Annotated in this window: 19 protein-coding genes; 5 read left to right on the top strand and 14 right to left on the bottom strand. The window is 48.0% G+C overall.

Features of this window, described 5'->3' with window-relative positions:
- Positions 1 to 31: 31 nt before the first annotated feature.
- Positions 32 to 535, bottom strand: coding sequence for an HIT domain-containing protein (locus VFH06_00785; protein HET6746625.1), 504 nt, complete (start codon positions 533 to 535; stop codon positions 32 to 34).
- A 211-nt stretch (positions 536 to 746) separates the two neighbouring features.
- Here VFH06_00785 and VFH06_00790 point away from each other — a divergent pair, with 211 nt between their 5' ends.
- Positions 747 to 1,166 carry a hypothetical protein gene (locus tag VFH06_00790; GenBank protein HET6746626.1) on the top strand — a complete coding sequence of 140 codons (420 nt, stop codon included), beginning with the start codon at positions 747 to 749 and terminating at the stop codon, positions 1,164 to 1,166.
- A gap of 46 nt (positions 1,167 to 1,212) precedes the next feature.
- Here the strand turns inward: VFH06_00790 and polA are convergent, their stop codons facing one another.
- Entirely contained in the window at positions 1,213 to 3,762 is a 2,550-nt protein-coding gene (gene polA, locus VFH06_00795; GenBank protein ID HET6746627.1) for a DNA polymerase I, read from the bottom strand.
- A 34-nt stretch (positions 3,763 to 3,796) separates the two neighbouring features.
- Between polA and VFH06_00800 the strand changes: the two genes are divergently transcribed.
- Complete coding sequence (locus VFH06_00800) at positions 3,797 to 4,369, top strand: AAA family ATPase (protein ID HET6746628.1); 573 nt, start codon at positions 3,797 to 3,799, stop codon at positions 4,367 to 4,369.
- Positions 4,370 to 4,452: 83 nt separating this feature from the next.
- Here VFH06_00800 and VFH06_00805 read toward each other — a convergent pair whose 3' ends face one another.
- The 4 genes from VFH06_00805 to dnaG all read right to left on the bottom strand — a co-directional run bounded on the left by VFH06_00805 (position 4,453) and on the right by dnaG (position 8,924).
- Positions 4,453 to 4,635 carry a hypothetical protein gene (locus VFH06_00805; protein ID HET6746629.1) on the bottom strand — a complete coding sequence of 61 codons (183 nt, stop codon included), beginning with the start codon at positions 4,633 to 4,635 and terminating at the stop codon, positions 4,453 to 4,455.
- A 171-nt stretch (positions 4,636 to 4,806) separates the two neighbouring features.
- A complete protein-coding gene (locus tag VFH06_00810; GenBank protein ID HET6746630.1) occupies positions 4,807 to 6,141 on the bottom strand; it encodes a hypothetical protein in 1,335 nt (444 codons plus the stop codon).
- Positions 6,142 to 6,196: 55 nt separating this feature from the next.
- Complete coding sequence (rpoD, locus tag VFH06_00815) at positions 6,197 to 7,189, bottom strand: RNA polymerase sigma factor RpoD (GenBank protein ID HET6746631.1); 993 nt, start codon at positions 7,187 to 7,189, stop codon at positions 6,197 to 6,199.
- Complete coding sequence (gene dnaG / locus VFH06_00820; protein ID HET6746632.1) at positions 7,182 to 8,924, bottom strand: DNA primase; 1,743 nt, start codon at positions 8,922 to 8,924, stop codon at positions 7,182 to 7,184. Before dnaG ends, rpoD begins: the two co-directional genes overlap by 8 nt.
- A 73-nt stretch (positions 8,925 to 8,997) precedes the next feature.
- Here dnaG and VFH06_00825 point away from each other — a divergent pair, with 73 nt between their 5' ends.
- Both VFH06_00825 and VFH06_00830 read left to right on the top strand, forming a co-directional pair.
- A complete protein-coding gene (locus VFH06_00825) occupies positions 8,998 to 9,567 on the top strand; it encodes an alpha/beta hydrolase (GenBank protein ID HET6746633.1) in 570 nt (189 codons plus the stop codon).
- Positions 9,568 to 9,662: 95 nt separating this feature from the next.
- Positions 9,663 to 10,268 carry a hypothetical protein gene (locus VFH06_00830; GenBank protein ID HET6746634.1) on the top strand — a complete coding sequence of 202 codons (606 nt, stop codon included), beginning with the start codon at positions 9,663 to 9,665 and terminating at the stop codon, positions 10,266 to 10,268.
- On the opposite strand, the gene VFH06_00835 is transcribed toward VFH06_00830, so the two are convergent.
- From VFH06_00835 to VFH06_00845, 3 genes are read right to left on the bottom strand one after another with little or no spacing between them, the layout of a single operon-like run.
- Complete coding sequence (locus VFH06_00835) at positions 10,265 to 10,606, bottom strand: MmcQ/YjbR family DNA-binding protein (GenBank protein ID HET6746635.1); 342 nt, start codon at positions 10,604 to 10,606, stop codon at positions 10,265 to 10,267. The genes VFH06_00830 and VFH06_00835 overlap by 4 nt on opposite strands.
- On the bottom strand, positions 10,603 to 11,145 hold the full coding sequence (gene orn, locus VFH06_00840) for an oligoribonuclease (protein ID HET6746636.1): 543 nt from the start codon (positions 11,143 to 11,145) through the stop codon (positions 10,603 to 10,605). The genes VFH06_00835 and orn overlap by 4 nt, the downstream gene beginning before the upstream one ends.
- A gap of 43 nt (positions 11,146 to 11,188) precedes the next feature.
- Complete coding sequence (locus VFH06_00845; GenBank protein HET6746637.1) at positions 11,189 to 11,506, bottom strand: hypothetical protein; 318 nt, start codon at positions 11,504 to 11,506, stop codon at positions 11,189 to 11,191.
- Positions 11,507 to 11,832: 326 nt separating this feature from the next.
- On the opposite strand from VFH06_00845, the gene VFH06_00850 reads away from it, so the two are divergent.
- Positions 11,833 to 11,970 carry a hypothetical protein gene (locus tag VFH06_00850; protein HET6746638.1) on the top strand — a complete coding sequence of 46 codons (138 nt, stop codon included), beginning with the start codon at positions 11,833 to 11,835 and terminating at the stop codon, positions 11,968 to 11,970.
- Positions 11,971 to 11,977: 7 nt separating this feature from the next.
- On the opposite strand, the gene msrB is transcribed toward VFH06_00850, so the two are convergent.
- From msrB to VFH06_00875, 5 genes are all read right to left on the bottom strand, one after another.
- Positions 11,978 to 12,370: a peptide-methionine (R)-S-oxide reductase MsrB gene (msrB, locus tag VFH06_00855; GenBank protein HET6746639.1), complete on the bottom strand. Its 393-nt coding sequence runs from the start codon at positions 12,368 to 12,370 to the stop codon at positions 11,978 to 11,980.
- A gap of 4 nt (positions 12,371 to 12,374) precedes the next feature.
- Positions 12,375 to 12,776 carry an MscL family protein gene (locus VFH06_00860; protein ID HET6746640.1) on the bottom strand — a complete coding sequence of 134 codons (402 nt, stop codon included), beginning with the start codon at positions 12,774 to 12,776 and terminating at the stop codon, positions 12,375 to 12,377.
- Between the two features lie 8 nt (positions 12,777 to 12,784).
- The gene (gene argS / locus VFH06_00865) at positions 12,785 to 14,437 is read right to left on the bottom strand and encodes an arginine--tRNA ligase (protein ID HET6746641.1); all 1,653 of its coding nucleotides are present in this window, start codon (positions 14,435 to 14,437) and stop codon (positions 12,785 to 12,787) included.
- Positions 14,438 to 14,527: 90 nt separating this feature from the next.
- Positions 14,528 to 14,809 (bottom strand): hypothetical protein, encoded by a 282-nt coding sequence (locus VFH06_00870; protein ID HET6746642.1) that lies wholly within the window; start codon positions 14,807 to 14,809, stop codon positions 14,528 to 14,530.
- A gap of 70 nt (positions 14,810 to 14,879) precedes the next feature.
- A complete protein-coding gene (locus tag VFH06_00875) occupies positions 14,880 to 15,002 on the bottom strand; it encodes a hypothetical protein (protein ID HET6746643.1) in 123 nt (40 codons plus the stop codon).
- Positions 15,003 to 15,006 lie beyond the last annotated feature (4 nt).

Raw genomic sequence — 15,006 nt, forward strand, 5'->3', positions numbered from 1 at the left:
TGACGGAAGGCCGAACCATTAGTGGCAATCGTTATTGCTGACAGTACGGATCGTCCGCGAACATCCGGCGGAAACCCCCTCGAGAGTTCACCACGTCACCTTCCTTGCGGGGGATAATATGCTGATGAAAATGCCCCACCGTGCGGCCAGCTGCTTCGCCGTCATTCACAGCAAGTGTCCAGCCATCGATCACGAAACTACCCCGAGGAGACTTAAAATGCGCCGTCTCGATCAGTAACCTTGACATGGGGTCTGCTCCGCCATACATCCTACTCAGCATCTCTTCATATAGATCAGCCGGTTCAATTCTAGCGATAGCCCCCATTACTTCGCGAACAAAGAGCTCCTTACCTTTCAGTTCATCAGGGCTTAGGTCCATAAACATATTCACATGACGAACAGGAATGACTTCGGCATGCCCTGGAAGCGCAGGGTATGGATCCCATCGGGCCGCCCATAGGCCATCTGCACTGCGTTTGAAGATCGAGGAAGATTGTCCTTCAACTTCGCGGCAGAAAACACACTCACTCAACATCTCTTCCCTTCAGCCCGCTTACCAACATTTCCACTATACCATATGAATAGTTGCATTTTGAGTACGTCTATTATATAATCATTTTTTGTCAACATCAACCCTCCGAAAGAGAGGTATCGTTGTGAGAGGCAAATTGCTTTTGCTCGCAACCTGTGCGGCCATCGCACTTTCCAGCGTCACCGCTTGTAGCCCGGCATGGCCGAGCGAGGATGTGCAGGTACAGCAGTTCGTTCAGACCCTCCAGAAGGCGGGCCACCGGATCGACCAGGTCTCCGACGTCACACCGGCCCGGCTGAATGCCGGCTGGGAAACGGAGACCAAGGAAAAGACCCGTAAGGTCAGCGGCAAGGCCTACAAGGTCACGAAGAACACCAAGGTCGCCGAAGTCGTCGTGGTCGCACCCAGCAGCAACTGCAAGTTCGAGCTCGAGCTCCCGCTCAACCGGCAGCCGACCGACGCGTACTACGCCGACGAAGGCCGAAGCCCGGAGGGCAAGGAAGCCAACCTCGACTCGCGCTTCAACACGGATCGCCCATCACCGGCTGCATTACAGGACTACGTGAAGACTCACCGCGACCTGGCCTTCTGCGCCGGCAAACCGTTCGCTCCGAGCCCGCACGCCAACGACTGATGTGACAGCCGGCTTCTCTCTAGGGGGAAGCCGGCACGTCAATGAATTACAATTCGCCCCAGTTTTTACCAGTCGAGACATCGACTTTTAATTTTACCTTGAGATCAGGGTAGATATTTTCCATCGTATCCTTCAAGAGTGCGGCTATCTTTTTGGCATTATCTTCGGGGCATTCCACAAGAATACTGTCATGAACTTGCAATACTTGCTCGCCCAAATCGCCAATTGTCTCATCAACTTTCAGCATTGCCATCTTCATCAAATCGGCTTCGGTCCCCTGGATCGGCATATTAGCCGCGGCGCGCTTGGCCCCTTCACGCACCATAAAGTTAGAACTCTTTACATCCGGTGTAGGACGTCGGCGGCCAAACAGCGTCTCCACATATCCTTCTTCATCGGCTTTTTTCAGGGTGTCATCAATATATTTGCGGATCGGCGCACGCAATTTGAAGTACTCATCAATAAACTCCTTGGCCTCAATGAATGTCATATTCGCTGCCGCCGAAAGCCCGTGCGGACTCATGCCGTACATGATACCAAAATTGATCACCTTTGCTGCCCGGCGCTGATCTTTCGTCACCTTATCAAGCGGTACACCGTACACATCACTCGCTGTTTTTGCATGAATATCCAGATCACCGTTGAAATCAGCGATCAACTGCTCGTCATTTGCCAGTACAGCCGCAAGCCGCAATTCAAATTGAGAATAATCGGCACTCACAAATACATTACCCTCTTTGGGCACAAATGCCTCACGAATGCGCCGCCCTAGGTCACTCCTTACCGGAATATTTTGCAAATTAGGATTATTACTCGAAAGCCTGCCCGTTGCTGCTACGTCTTGGCGGAAATCGGTATGAAGACGAGATGCCTTATCTGCTTGCTCAGGGAGCGTATCGACATATGTGTTCTTTAGCTTGGCAAGCTCACGTGTGCGCTCGATAAGTTCGATGATTGGATGCTGCCCACGCAGTTTATCAAGCTCTTTCTGACCGGTACTATAACCTGTTTTCCCTTTTTTAATACCAGCTGTTGGTAACTGTAATTTGGTGAATAATACTTCGGAAAGCTGAGCTGGGCTGCCAATATTAAATTCGTATCCTGCCATTGCATACATTTCTTGTTCGAGTTTTTTATGCTCGTCACCAAGTTCTTGGCTCATAGTACGAAGAAGATCCTTATCGATTTTTATACCACGAGATTCCATGCGGTATAGCATGTACGTGAGGGGGAAATCCATTTCGTGAGCCACTTTGGCAACACTTGGCTCGTCCTTAAAGCCAGCAAGTTGCTGATCATACACATGCCAGAGTGCTGCTGTTACCTGCCCCGCATCCGCCTCGTTTAGCTCTTCGCCAGCAAGACCAGAGACGGATCGGTCACGACCGAGAGGGTCAAGTAAAAATGCCCCTTGGCGCAAATCGTGCACATCACGAAAACGAATTTCCACGCCCTGGCTATGCGCCGCATGATACATCGCTTTTGCGTCGTAGGTTACCACTTTGGCAGTTTCCAGACTATGCCATAGCTCGGGCGCCACTGTCTCAAGAGAAGAAAGTGCCACGGTTTTTTTATCTGTAGAGAGCCATACCTCGCTATCATACAAATGAACCAGGATAGGGGTTTTACTATCCAGCTTCACTTCTTTTGGCCACGGCACGGTATCAAGACTTTCAGCAGCGCTGGGCGCTTCAGCGATATCAAATAAACTCCCTTGCCCCGTATCTTGCATGTGTTTTGGCAAGCGACGAAGGAGCGAATGGAACTCAAAACGTTTTAATAATGACGTTACCTTTGCAACATCAACATTATGCGTATCCATCGTTTTGGTATCGAGATCGATGGGCGCGTCGAGCCAGATCTCAGCTACTTTCTGGCTTAAGTAGGCCGACTCTTTCCCAGCTTCAAGCTTTTTTGCTACCGATGGCTTGATATCATCAAGGTGATCATATACCCCATCGAGTGTTTCATAATCTTGTAAGAGTTGAATCGCCGTCTTTTCGCCGATACCTGGCACACCTGGGATATTATCACTACTATCTCCCTTTAGCGACTTGAGATCGAGGAATTGTTTTACCCCTATACCGTATTTTTGTTCAAAATATGCCGGATCATACTGATCGATTTCACTAAAGCCCTTCTTCAGCGCATAAACATGCGTAAGAGGCCCGACCGTCTGGAGCAGGTCGAGATCACCCGTAATCAGGCAGGCTTCAATATTTTTTTCTGCCGCTTTTTTAGCAAGTGTTCCCATAATATCGTCGGCTTCGTAATCATCAAGCTCATATAGCGGCCAATTAAAGGCAGCGAGTAACTCGTAAAGCAGCGGAATTTGTTCGTAAAAATCAGGCGGTGCCGGCTTTCGCCCTGCTTTGTAACCTGGGTAAATCTCTTTACGCTTACGAATATTCGTACCGCGTTTGTCCCAGGCGACCGCAACATAATCTGGATTAAGCTTTTTAATGACTTCCAAGGCAAGGCTGGCAAAACCATAGACACCACCAGTCGGTGTTCCATCCTTCAAGCTCAGGCCCGGCATTGCATAATAACCACGGTAAAAAACAGATTTTCCATCAATAAGAACAAGACGTTTCATATATTAAGTATACGTCATCTGATACACTGTAGTCATGAAACATCACGAAAATGTCAAAATTGTTGCATTCGTTGGACTGGCCGGAAGCGGAAAAAGCACAGCAGTTGAATATCTTACCCAAAAGAATTACCCAAAAGTATATTTTGGTGGCGTTATTTATGACGCCATGCGCGAAGCGGGACTGACTCCTGGCGACTGGGCAGTCGAGACTCCCTTTCGGGAAGAAATACGAGAACGCGAAGGTAAAGATTTTGTCGTGCTCCGCATCAATAAACAAATAAAGGATCTCATTGCGGCGGGGCAACATCGCATCATTGCCGATGGTCTCTATAGCTGGACCGAATATAAGATCATGAAGCATGAGTTTCCCGGTGAGTTGATAGTGGTCGCAGTTGTTGCGCCGAAGCATCTCCGTCATAGCCGGCTAGCCAATCGTCCTGAACGCCCTCTCACCTCTACTGAAGTCGATCAACGCGACTGGGCCGAAATCGAAAACTTGGAAAAGGGTGGCCCGATCGCTATTGCCGATTATTATGTGACAAACGACAGCACTGTCGAGCCATTTTACAAACAAATCGATACAATTCTCAAGGACATCGATTTTTAAACAAAAAGAGAGGCCCGTATTGCTACGGGCCGTTGCCACCTGAAAGGTAGCTCCTCTACCCCGGGGGTAGGTTGAAAAGCGGATCAGACGGCGACGAGAGCGCGACGGTTGCCCTTGAGGCGACGCCGGTTCGCGGCCGACCCCGGCAGCTGCTGGAGCGACGGTGCCCCGCTGTAGCCGGGGCCGCCCGCGTAGTCGCGGCTGCGTTCGTTGAAGTAGGTCCTGGCGGCGACGAACACGGAAACGGCGGTCTTGTCCTTGGCCATTACATCCTCCTCGGTAGTGATCTACTTTGATTAAACGATATCATAATTACTAATATAAGTCAAGAGCTCTCGTCATCTTACCGTATGGTAACCAACCTAAAAAGGCGGGAAAGCGACGGTGGGCGAATTGGAGCCCGATCACTGACTACCAAAGTCAAAAAGGGGTCGTGCTTACTCTATTTTCTTAAGTCTTGCTGCCACCTGCTCGGCATATGGTGTCAGCTTCTTCGCCATCGCGGCTGTATCTTCAAGTCCGGCATTTTTTTGTGCTGTACGATCAAACATAAGCTCAACCACAAATCTTCCTTGGCGGAAAAATACAGTATTCTGATCAGCTGTATCACGGTACGCAAAGCCCTCATCTCCTACGTTCATCTCTACCCTGTCTGCAACATCGCTTCCCGTGTTTTTCATGACATATTTTGCTGCTTCATCACCGCTGAAGCTCGTAACGGTTATTTCGAGTTCCTGATCGAATGGCCCCGAAAGAAGTGCCGAGCCCACCCCTGTATTTTGCCGAATACAAGCCGTCTGAATCGAATTATATAATGTTCCATTTACCGGCAATACTCCTGTGCTACTCGCCCATGATTCGGTTGCATATATACTTGCGTCATACCCCGTCAGACTCTTTATATCGCCGTTAGTAACAAGATCACAAGCACGAGCAAATTGCTTTTTGTAGGTAGGGCTGTCATATGTAAAAACCGGTGCGCCTTTTGGTGATGCGGAAAGCATTTTTATATTCTTAGCTGCAACCTCCAGAAGTCCTCGTTGCTGCTCTTTAGAGTCATATTCAAGGGTACCATTAAACAGAACTTGAACAGTCGTATCGTTTAGCGCCAGCATATAACGATGTGCCCCGTGCTCATTATCTTTATCTTCGTAAAGATCGACCCCGTCCATACTCTCCGTCTTGGTATAGTTACGCTCTAACTCATGAGAAATTGCATCCTGCGTAGTGAATGGTGGTTGGTACACGCTTAGTTCAAGAAATCCTTCTGACTGCAAGCTATACTGACACTTATTGTCCTCGCTTGGCGACGGAAGTGTGTATTCACTTGGCTCAACGCCTTTTTCTCCTACACCATCGATGTAGGTTGTCTCGACACCCTTGGCGTCGTTTCGCGCTGCTATATAAGCCTTCAATGTATTTAAATCGCTCAGGGTAATAACATTACAGGCATACATAACCTGACGTGACTCCGCTGTGTATACTTTGCCTGTTTTTGTTGAGGTAAGTGCCAGCGGATCACCAATTGCCGCTCCGAGCTCTTTAGGATCATAGCCTGGCCGATTGTGATAGAACGCGGAGTCACGACCTGCCTTTGGTGCGTTACTCTGTGAGAGCAGCGCGATAATGCCAGCTATTACACCTGCAATAACAACGACAGCGCCAATAATAATCACGATAATTAGTTTTGCGTGACTTTTTGACTTCTCAGGCGATGCCTCCCCTGGCATCGAAGATTGTGGTGACACGGGAGTATTTTGCCCTGGTTCCATATGATATCCTCCGAACACTACTTATGCTCTTATCATATCACATGGGAAATGGAGGTTATCCGATGTAGTCGTGAAGTTTTTTGGCGTCTTTATGTTTACGAAGTTTTGCAAGCGCTTTCGCCTCGATTTGGCGGATACGCTCACGAGTCACGGCAAATTCCTGGCCAACTTCTTCAAGAGTATGGCTTTTACCGTTTTCAAGACCAAAACGCATTTTGATGATTTTTTGTTCGCGCTCGGATAGTGTGGAGAGGATTGATTGAACTTGTTCTTTAAGGAGTTGACTCGCTGCTGAATCTTCGGGACTGGCGCTATCTTCATCTTCAATAAAGTCAGCCAACACGGAATCTTCTTCTTCACCATCACGGCCCACACCGGCGTCAAGGCTCGTAATGTCTTGTTTGATCTTCATGACGTACTCAACCTTTTCAGGTTCCATCTCAAGCTCACGCGCCAGCTCTTCAATCGATGGTTCACGGTTGAGCTCTTGAGTCATGCGACGCTGGGTACGAAGCAGCTTATTGATGGTTTCTACCATGTGAACCGGAATACGGATGGTACGGGCTTGGTCGGCAATCGCACGGGTAATCGCCTGGCGAATCCACCAGGTGGCATAGGTACTAAACTTAAAGCCTTTATCCGGGTCGAACTTTTCAACCGCCCGTAAAAGCCCCGTGTTTCCTTCTTGGATAAGATCGAGAAAATCAAGTCCACGGCCGCTGTAGCGCTTTGCAATCGATACGACCAGACGCATATTCGCCTCGGCCATTTTATCTTTGGCGCGTTTATCACCGGCTACAACCTTTTGCGCAAGTGCAAGCTCTTCCTCTGCATTCAAAAGAGGAATTTTACCAATTTCGCGGAGGTAAAGCCGCACGCTGTCATCTGAAATATCATCAAAATATTCGGTGCTATTCAGAGCATCGACATCGTCTTCTTCTTCGTCGATAAGCTCATCAAGTGCCGGTTCGTCGAGTTCGCCAAGCGGTCCACCGCTTGCATCAACAACTTGATCGTCATCTGCTGGGGTTATATCATCTTTAGCCACGAGATATCTCCTTTATTAGCGCATTGAGCTGAGTCCGAAAGGCAGTCGCCTTCTCGTCATCGCCTTGCTCTTCTGCGTCCCGTAATTGATTTATTAGTTGATCGCGCGTTTGTTTCTTGTGTTCATTTACCGTTTGGCGGAGCAATCGAGCCGTTTCCTGGTAACGATCATGATCGTTCCAATCGGCGTAGCGAGCGTCGGCCTTTAATAATAGTATTTTCACATAGGTATCGTATTTTTTCAAGGGGTCGGGAGTATTCCCCGCTTGTTTACCAGGTTGACTAGCTAAAAACTTCGCTACGGCCCGGCGCTCATCGCTAGAAAATATTGCCGTATCAATTTCTGTAAACAAACTTTGGCTTGCGGCATCAATCAAAGCCACCGCTAGAAGATTATCTTGATACGAAGAAGTATCAGGTAAGGTTTCGCTAGAAGAAATGTGTACTTTTTTAAGTGGCTGTTCTTTTGACTTTCCCTTTTCAAGCTTGGCTTTTACCGCCTCAAGAGACGACCCTACCATTGAAGCAACTTTTTGTTCATAATGATCACGCTCTACCGGGTCACTCAATCCTTGCACAACTGCTAATGCCGCGGTGGTAAATGTTCGTTTCCCCGTAGCTGTCGTAATATCTTCACGCACTTTATACTGGTCGAGTATCCAATCTACCGCAGGCACCGCTGTCTCTATCGCCTTCTGCCACAAAGAAACATCCTTTTGAATGAGCTCGTCTGGATCTTTAGCACCTCCTGGCAAGGTAATGATAGTGAGGTCAACACCAACTTGGCTCGCAAGAGGAATCGCCCGTTCGGTCGCCGCGAGCCCCGCTTTGTCCCCATCAAAAGCCAAGCGAACATTTCCGGTAAGACGACGAAGAGCTTTGAGATGAAACTCAGTCATAGCTGTGCCAGCAGTTGCAACAACAGAACGAACACCTGTCTGATGACTACTCACGACATCCATATTCCCTTCTACCACTACTGCGTAATCACCCGTGCGAATCGTCTCTTTTGCCTGGCTTAAGCCAAACACATGGCGTCCTTTATCGTATAAAAGTGTTTGCGGCGTATTGAGATATTTTGGCGCGTTCGGGTCATCCGTAAGAATACGCCCCGTAAAACCAACCACCTGTCCCGTCGGATCCATCAGCGGAACAGTCATTCTACCTCTGAAAAGGTCACCGCCAAAACGATTAGTCAGACCGGCATCGGTAAGTTCTTTTTTACTGAATCCTTTTTTACGCAAAAACTGCACAAGCGCATCACCTGTCGCAGGCGCGTACCCAATTTTAAATTCCTGAACGATCTGCTTGCTGAGACCACGTTTTTTGATCACGTACTCCAAAGCGTGGGCGTTTTTTAGAAGACTATGCTGAAAATACGAAGCTGCCAGTTCATTAGCTTCTAGGAGCCGCTTTTTTTTGCGAGCAATCTCACCACTGTTTTTTGATTCGTAGGGCGTAAGATCAACGCCGGCACGGCGAGCCAGGTGCTCAAGAGCTTGACGGAAATCCATTCCCTCTACTTCCATCACGAAACTGAACACATCACCGCCTTTATTTGAAGAGAAGTCATGCCAAATGTGTTTTTCGGGACTCACAAAGAAGCTCGGTGTCTTTTCACCCGAGAAAGGACTCAAACCTTTAAAGTTACGTCCAGCTCGCTTCAGCTGAACATATTCCCCTATAACGTCTTCTATATTAAGCCGAGCCCGTACTTCTTCTTTGGCATCCTGCATAGGTTTATTATATCATATCTACCTCTGTAAACAGTAATTGACAATTTGCGTTACACATGGTTTCATAGAATTCGTGAAGACCGTACTGTTCATCCCAGGATTCAGGAAATCACCAGAGGATCACGCCATCGTTCTGAAGACGATACAAAGGAGAGGATATGAGGTTCGACCCGTAGCAATACAGTGGAGTGGAACCACGATCGACGACTGGCTCGGTCAAGCACAAACCGTTTACGAAGAATACGAGCCCCGGGATGCTATCTTGGCGGGACACTCCTTGGGCGCCGTAACGGCGTTTTCGCTGGCAGCCGAGCGCGGGCCCTCGGCATTGTGGCTCTTCTCGCTTTCCGGCCGATTTGCCGAGGACATTTCTCGCATGACAGCTGAAAAAATCGCCTTCCTCGGCCCCATGATCATAGAGGCATTCGCCCAAATCAAATTCGAAACCCTGGCTGAAAAAATTACCTGCGATACGCTTCTGTTTTTTGGGAGTAAGGAGCGCCAACAGCATCCGGAACTCGTTTTTCGGGTCGAAGAGGCACATCATCGACTCGGAGCAAAATCAACGCTCATTGAAGCCGAGGGTGCCGGCCACGGCATCAACCACCCGTCATATCTACGAGCAATCGCCCATTCGATCTAGTACTGTCTTCTGATGAAGTGTCCGCATAGATCCACTGCGGACACTTCATCTGGAGTCTAGAGATTATTTACGCAATATGGTTAAATACAAGCAGTATGAACCCAGACCAAAACCAATATCCCATTGACTATCTCAACCAGATTGCGCCTCAGCAACCTAAGGCTGGTATGAGCCGCAGTAAATTCCTTTTATTGATGGGTGGCGGGCTATTTTTAATAATCATCGTTGTTGTTTTAATGCTCAGCGCGGGTGGGGGTGGCCCAAAAGATAAGATGCAAACTCTCGCAGCGCGCATGATCACACTGCAAGATATCAGCAAGAAAGCCCAGCCAAATCTCAAAAGTAGCGCTCTTCGCGCCACCAACAGCAGCTTGACTATTCTGCTCACCAATGCCAATCGTGATATCGCCGATCCTTTGAAAATAAACGGCATTGATGTGACGAAACTCGATAAGAATATCCAAGCCAAAGAAGATGGCCAAGCACTCAAAGATAAGCTCGAGGATGCACGACTTAATGCTGTGTATGATCGCACGTACGCCCGTGAAATGACCTATCAACTGCAAACAACCTCTGCACTCATGGGAGACATCTACGACAACAGCAACAGCAAGTCACTCAAAGATTTTCTCCTTGCAACGGATAATAACCTCCAGCCTATCACCAAATCTCTAAGTGAATTCAGCGACACCGTTAATTAAACGGTACCTGTCACCAAATTGTAGCTCAGGCGAGCCAAGTCTTTGATCTCATCATCATTTAGTTGGCCACTGCAAATGATCGTGTTCCAGTGCTTTTTATTCAAATGATATCCGGGCAGCACCGACTCGTATTTTTCACGAAGATGCTCAGCCAGTACCGGATCGCATTTTAGGCTCACCCGAAGCGGCTTGCTATCGTCGGCAATGATTGCAAAAAGCTTCCCCTGGTCGGTTTCTTTGTGGCCAACCTTATATACGGATATTCCCTCGCCAAAGGGAAAATCCAACCATGTGTTGGGAAACTCCAGTAGGTACGACTCGAGTTCTTTATGCGTCATATCTTTACCTTTCCTAGATAATACTCCAATTCCATGATACTCCCGCGGATATCACCGAGCGCACGGTGTTCTTCAGGCTTGGCAAACTTTTTTTTGTATTTGCCTTCAAATACTACTTTCCAGGCACTCACATCGAGCATGCGGTAATGCAACCGCGCGTCAAGACGAGGCCACTGCGCAACGATAAACCGTCTATCCATATGGATAGAGTTGCCACCAAGCAGCACGGGCACATCTTTTTTAAAATGAGTATCGATAAACTCCAAAAGATCGTCCTCAACCTCACTCAAGTCCTTGCCGTGTTGATTTTGTTTTAAAAGTCCGTCGCGAGCTTCAGGGTTAGCATCCCAAAAAATACTGTTAGCCGCAAGCCGCTCCTGGAGCGTCATGTCTTGATTTTTGATGATACCCTCGTATATGGCTACCTCATTAAATTCCCAATCAGTGGCAATCGCCGCAACTTCTAAAATAAGATCATTGCTAGCATCAAGCCCAGTCATTTCCAAATCGAGCCATAAAATTGTTGCTTTTTTAGTCATAATTTCATTATACAGATTTTGCCACAAGGTTAGTGCCTCACTATTAGAAGCCGTGCGGCCGAGGCTTTAAAGCGTCTAGGCGAACCAGGCCGGTGCTTTCGTCGTCATGCTGCCGGGCGTAGTGGTTGGCGTGCTTACCCCAGATCACCGTCCGTCTTTCGATGGGCACGATGATCTGAGGCATGGCCCGCTCGAAATCCGTGATGGTCACGATCGGCTCTTCACCGCACTCCCACGGTTCGATCTCGTCCAGCACTTGTTGCACTATGTACCCCCGGCTCTTTCCGGGCTTGTACTGATACGGGATGTCGGCCGTCGGCGGCACTCGCACGGGAGTACCCCGATATTCCCAGAACACCATTGAAACTCCTTGCGTCTACGATGCGACGTCCATAGGACAAAACTAATCGTATCACTTTTTGTAGTTTTTGCATGCTTATTGCTCAAAATAATGAAATATGCTCTGATATTATTTCATGGCAGAAAAAATCCCTAAAGTACTCATTCTCGGCCCAATTACCCCCACTACCGACTCTATTCGCGGGGACACACTTGAATACGCCAATCTACAAAGTGCTGTGGACACGCATGCACCCCATGAATATCGAAGAATCCGTGAATTTTGGGATGCGGAAGAAGATTCCTTGACAGAGCGTGGAGCGGCGCAGCAACTTGCCTCACAGTGTCATGGAAATAGGCGCTTACATTACTGAGCAGCTTGAAAGTGGCGCGTCGGTAGAAGCACTCATTGAATTTCTCGTGCTTGGAAAGTTCGACCCTACCAATCCCACACATGTACAATTTGTACAAGAGCACGTAGCATAAAACCTGGTTATTTCTTATCTGGAGTAAATGTAAGGCTAAGCGAATTGATACAATAGCGCTTATCGGTCGGATTACTGAAGCCCTCGCCTTCAAATACGTGTCCTAGATGACCGCCGCAATTGTTACAAGTTACCTCCGTACGCGACATATCCAATGTATCATCCATATGAAATTCAACACTTCCAGGTTTCGCATCGTAAAAGCTTGGCCACCCACACCGTGCATCAAATTTCGTCGTACTGTCAAACAGCACTTGGCCGCAAGCCGCACAAGCATACACGCCATCGGCATACAGCCCATCGTATTCACCACTGAATGGCGCTTCTGTAGCCTTTTCTCGGAGTACGGCAAACTGTTCAGGCGTTAATACTTTTCGCCATTCGTCGTTCGTTTTTTGCATATAGCTACTCCTTTTTCTTATCGAGCTTGTCAAATCCAAATAAGTGAACCACTAGATAAATCGTCAGCGCAATTACAAGAAAATTAATGAGGTCATTGAGAAATGTCCCATAATGAAGCACTGCATCCTTGCCCTCGATAGTTCTTCCCAAATTCACCGAAAGTCCCTTCAGTCCATCAGCCGACCCCAAAATAAATCCAAGCGGCGGCATAACTAAATTATCAATAAGCGATTTCACAAGTACCGAAACCGCACCACCTATCACCAGCCCCACCGCTAAACCAACGACACCTTGAGTGCGAATAAAATCAAAGAAGCCATCCACATGCTTGGTACCCCGCGCACGAAGTGCGGCAGTTCGTGAAGTCGGTTTAGTGGTTTTTGTTGCTTGCTTTTGTTGTGCCATAGGTTTCCTTACATCTTTTCAGGAACTTCGATACCGAGCAGGCCAAGTCCTTCTTTTAACACTTTGTGGTAGCGGCGTACTAATGTCATTCGAAGTACTTCGCGCTCATCACCAATTACACGGCTGTGTTCGTAAAACCTATTGAAGCTCTGCGAGAGTGCATAGAGGTAACTACAAACATGATGAGGCGAACTATCGGCTAAGCTTTGGGTAATGGTCTCGCCCCACTGCCCCAACTGCCAAGCAAGAGCACGCTCATATTCATCAAGTTCATTTGCCGTTTTTATCACCTCCTCGGTTGTCGCTTTGGTAAGAATACTCGCGGCACGAACCGCAGCATACTGAAGATACGGACCGCTGTTTCCTTCAAGACTCACGGACTGCTCAAGATCAAAGGCGATATCACCACCGATACGGTTTTTCAAAAGCGAATATTTTAAAGCACCGAGCGCAATCTGCTGGCGAGTTTTTTCATCATGTGCCTGCACCGCTTCGCTGGCTACATTTAGAACATCTACGGCCCTGGCTACGTTACCAAGCCGTGAACTCATTTTTTTACCGTCACCAAATCGTACCGTTCCGTTTGCAATATGCATTTGTTTGGCGCCAAGTTCGGGATCAATCAGCTTCAAAGCCGCAAACACGACCTTCATATACTCCGACTGGTCGTTTCCTGTCATGATAATACGCTTATCGTAACTAAAATCTTGGGTTTCTAGCTGGATAACACCCAGGTCCTTCGTTTCGTAGGTAGGCAGCCCCTGAGACGTCACGAATACGCGCGTATGAAGGCCCGAAATTTCTTCAGGAAGAATAATTGCTTCGTTACTTTCCTTAAATACATCACCTATGTTGCCCTCAACCAGCTCAAGTCCTAGCATAGAAGTCGTGCTTTCAGGGTAGAACTTGTTGAAGGGTTCTGCGTTAATTTTTGCATAAAACGCCTTGAAATAATCATAGCTCCACTCACGACATATCCAATAAATACGCGCGAAATTCGAAGTCGTGTCACTGTTTGCATGGAGCTGATACACTTTTTTGTTCAGGGCCATAATTTCAAGTTTTGCCGCCTCGTCTTCTTCGTAGGCGCGCGATCCTGCAACGTATGCTTTACCAAGCCAAAGCGAACGACCATCCTCTGCAATACCTTCTAATTTCTCTGGATGCTCGCCACCAAGCTCTTGAATTAAGCCCCACATCGCTTTCCCTACGTGGAGCCCTACGTCGCCACCAAAATTTGCTCGGTACACTTCGGTACCAGCATGTTCGTACATTCTTCCCAAAGCATCGCCCAGAAAAGTCTGGTACATGTGCCCTGTGTGAATCTCCTTAAAAGGGTTTGGGCAAGAATACTCAAGAAGGATACGTTTTACAGGGGATTCAATCGATGTGTGAAGTGCTGCTCGAAAAATCTCCTCTGCCGAAAGACGAATATTTATAAACCCTGGACCGGCAACATTGACTTCGGCAAACGCTCTACTTTCCTTCAGCTTTGCCGCGATTGTTTCGGCAATTTCCTTGGGATTCTTCCCTAATTTTCCGGCAAGTTGCAAGGCGACATTAGTGGCGTAGTCACCAAATTGCGCATCGGGACGCGTTAAAACAACTTCTTGCTGTACACCAAAAAGTTCAAAGATAATCGTGCGGACTTTTTCTTCCATCATCCCTATTATAACAGAGGCGCTCTAGAAGCATAAAAAGAAGGGCCGATGCCATCAAACGGATGATGGCATCGGCCGAGATGAGACGGCTCAGGAGTAACGGCGAGCGATGTCGAGCTCTCGCCGTTCTCGCTCCGGAAGCTCTTCTTCCGGTACCTCTCGAAATGCCAGCCCTCGTTCTATCAGGGCTTGTCGAAGGTTTTCCATCAGCACCTCGTCAGTACTGCCGTAGTAACGTGTACTTTCGGGGTCATGGCCCTTGAGGTGATAAATGCGATCCCCCCTCCCCGTTTGCATCGGCGGAAGCGCTATCAGGACAGGCTTCAGTACGTGGTCCGGAGTTTCGCCGTGCTCAAAAGCAAAGAAAAGCAACTGACTTTTCCTTTCTCTTCTCGCAACAGAATTGCCGCAAGGATATCATCGCATTTTTCCCTTAAGAATACTAGCTTTCGGAGTCGACAGACTCGGTGTTTGATACGGCGCTTAAGCCTTTTACCGTGTGAAGCAGGATACGTAACGCATCGAGATCGTCGCTGTTGGTAGTGGTGTTTTGTTCTTCGGTCATGTTT

Source organism: Candidatus Saccharimonadales bacterium, assembly GCA_035697325.1.
GTDB lineage: Bacteria > Patescibacteriota > Saccharimonadia > Saccharimonadales > Saccharimonadaceae > JALRBM01.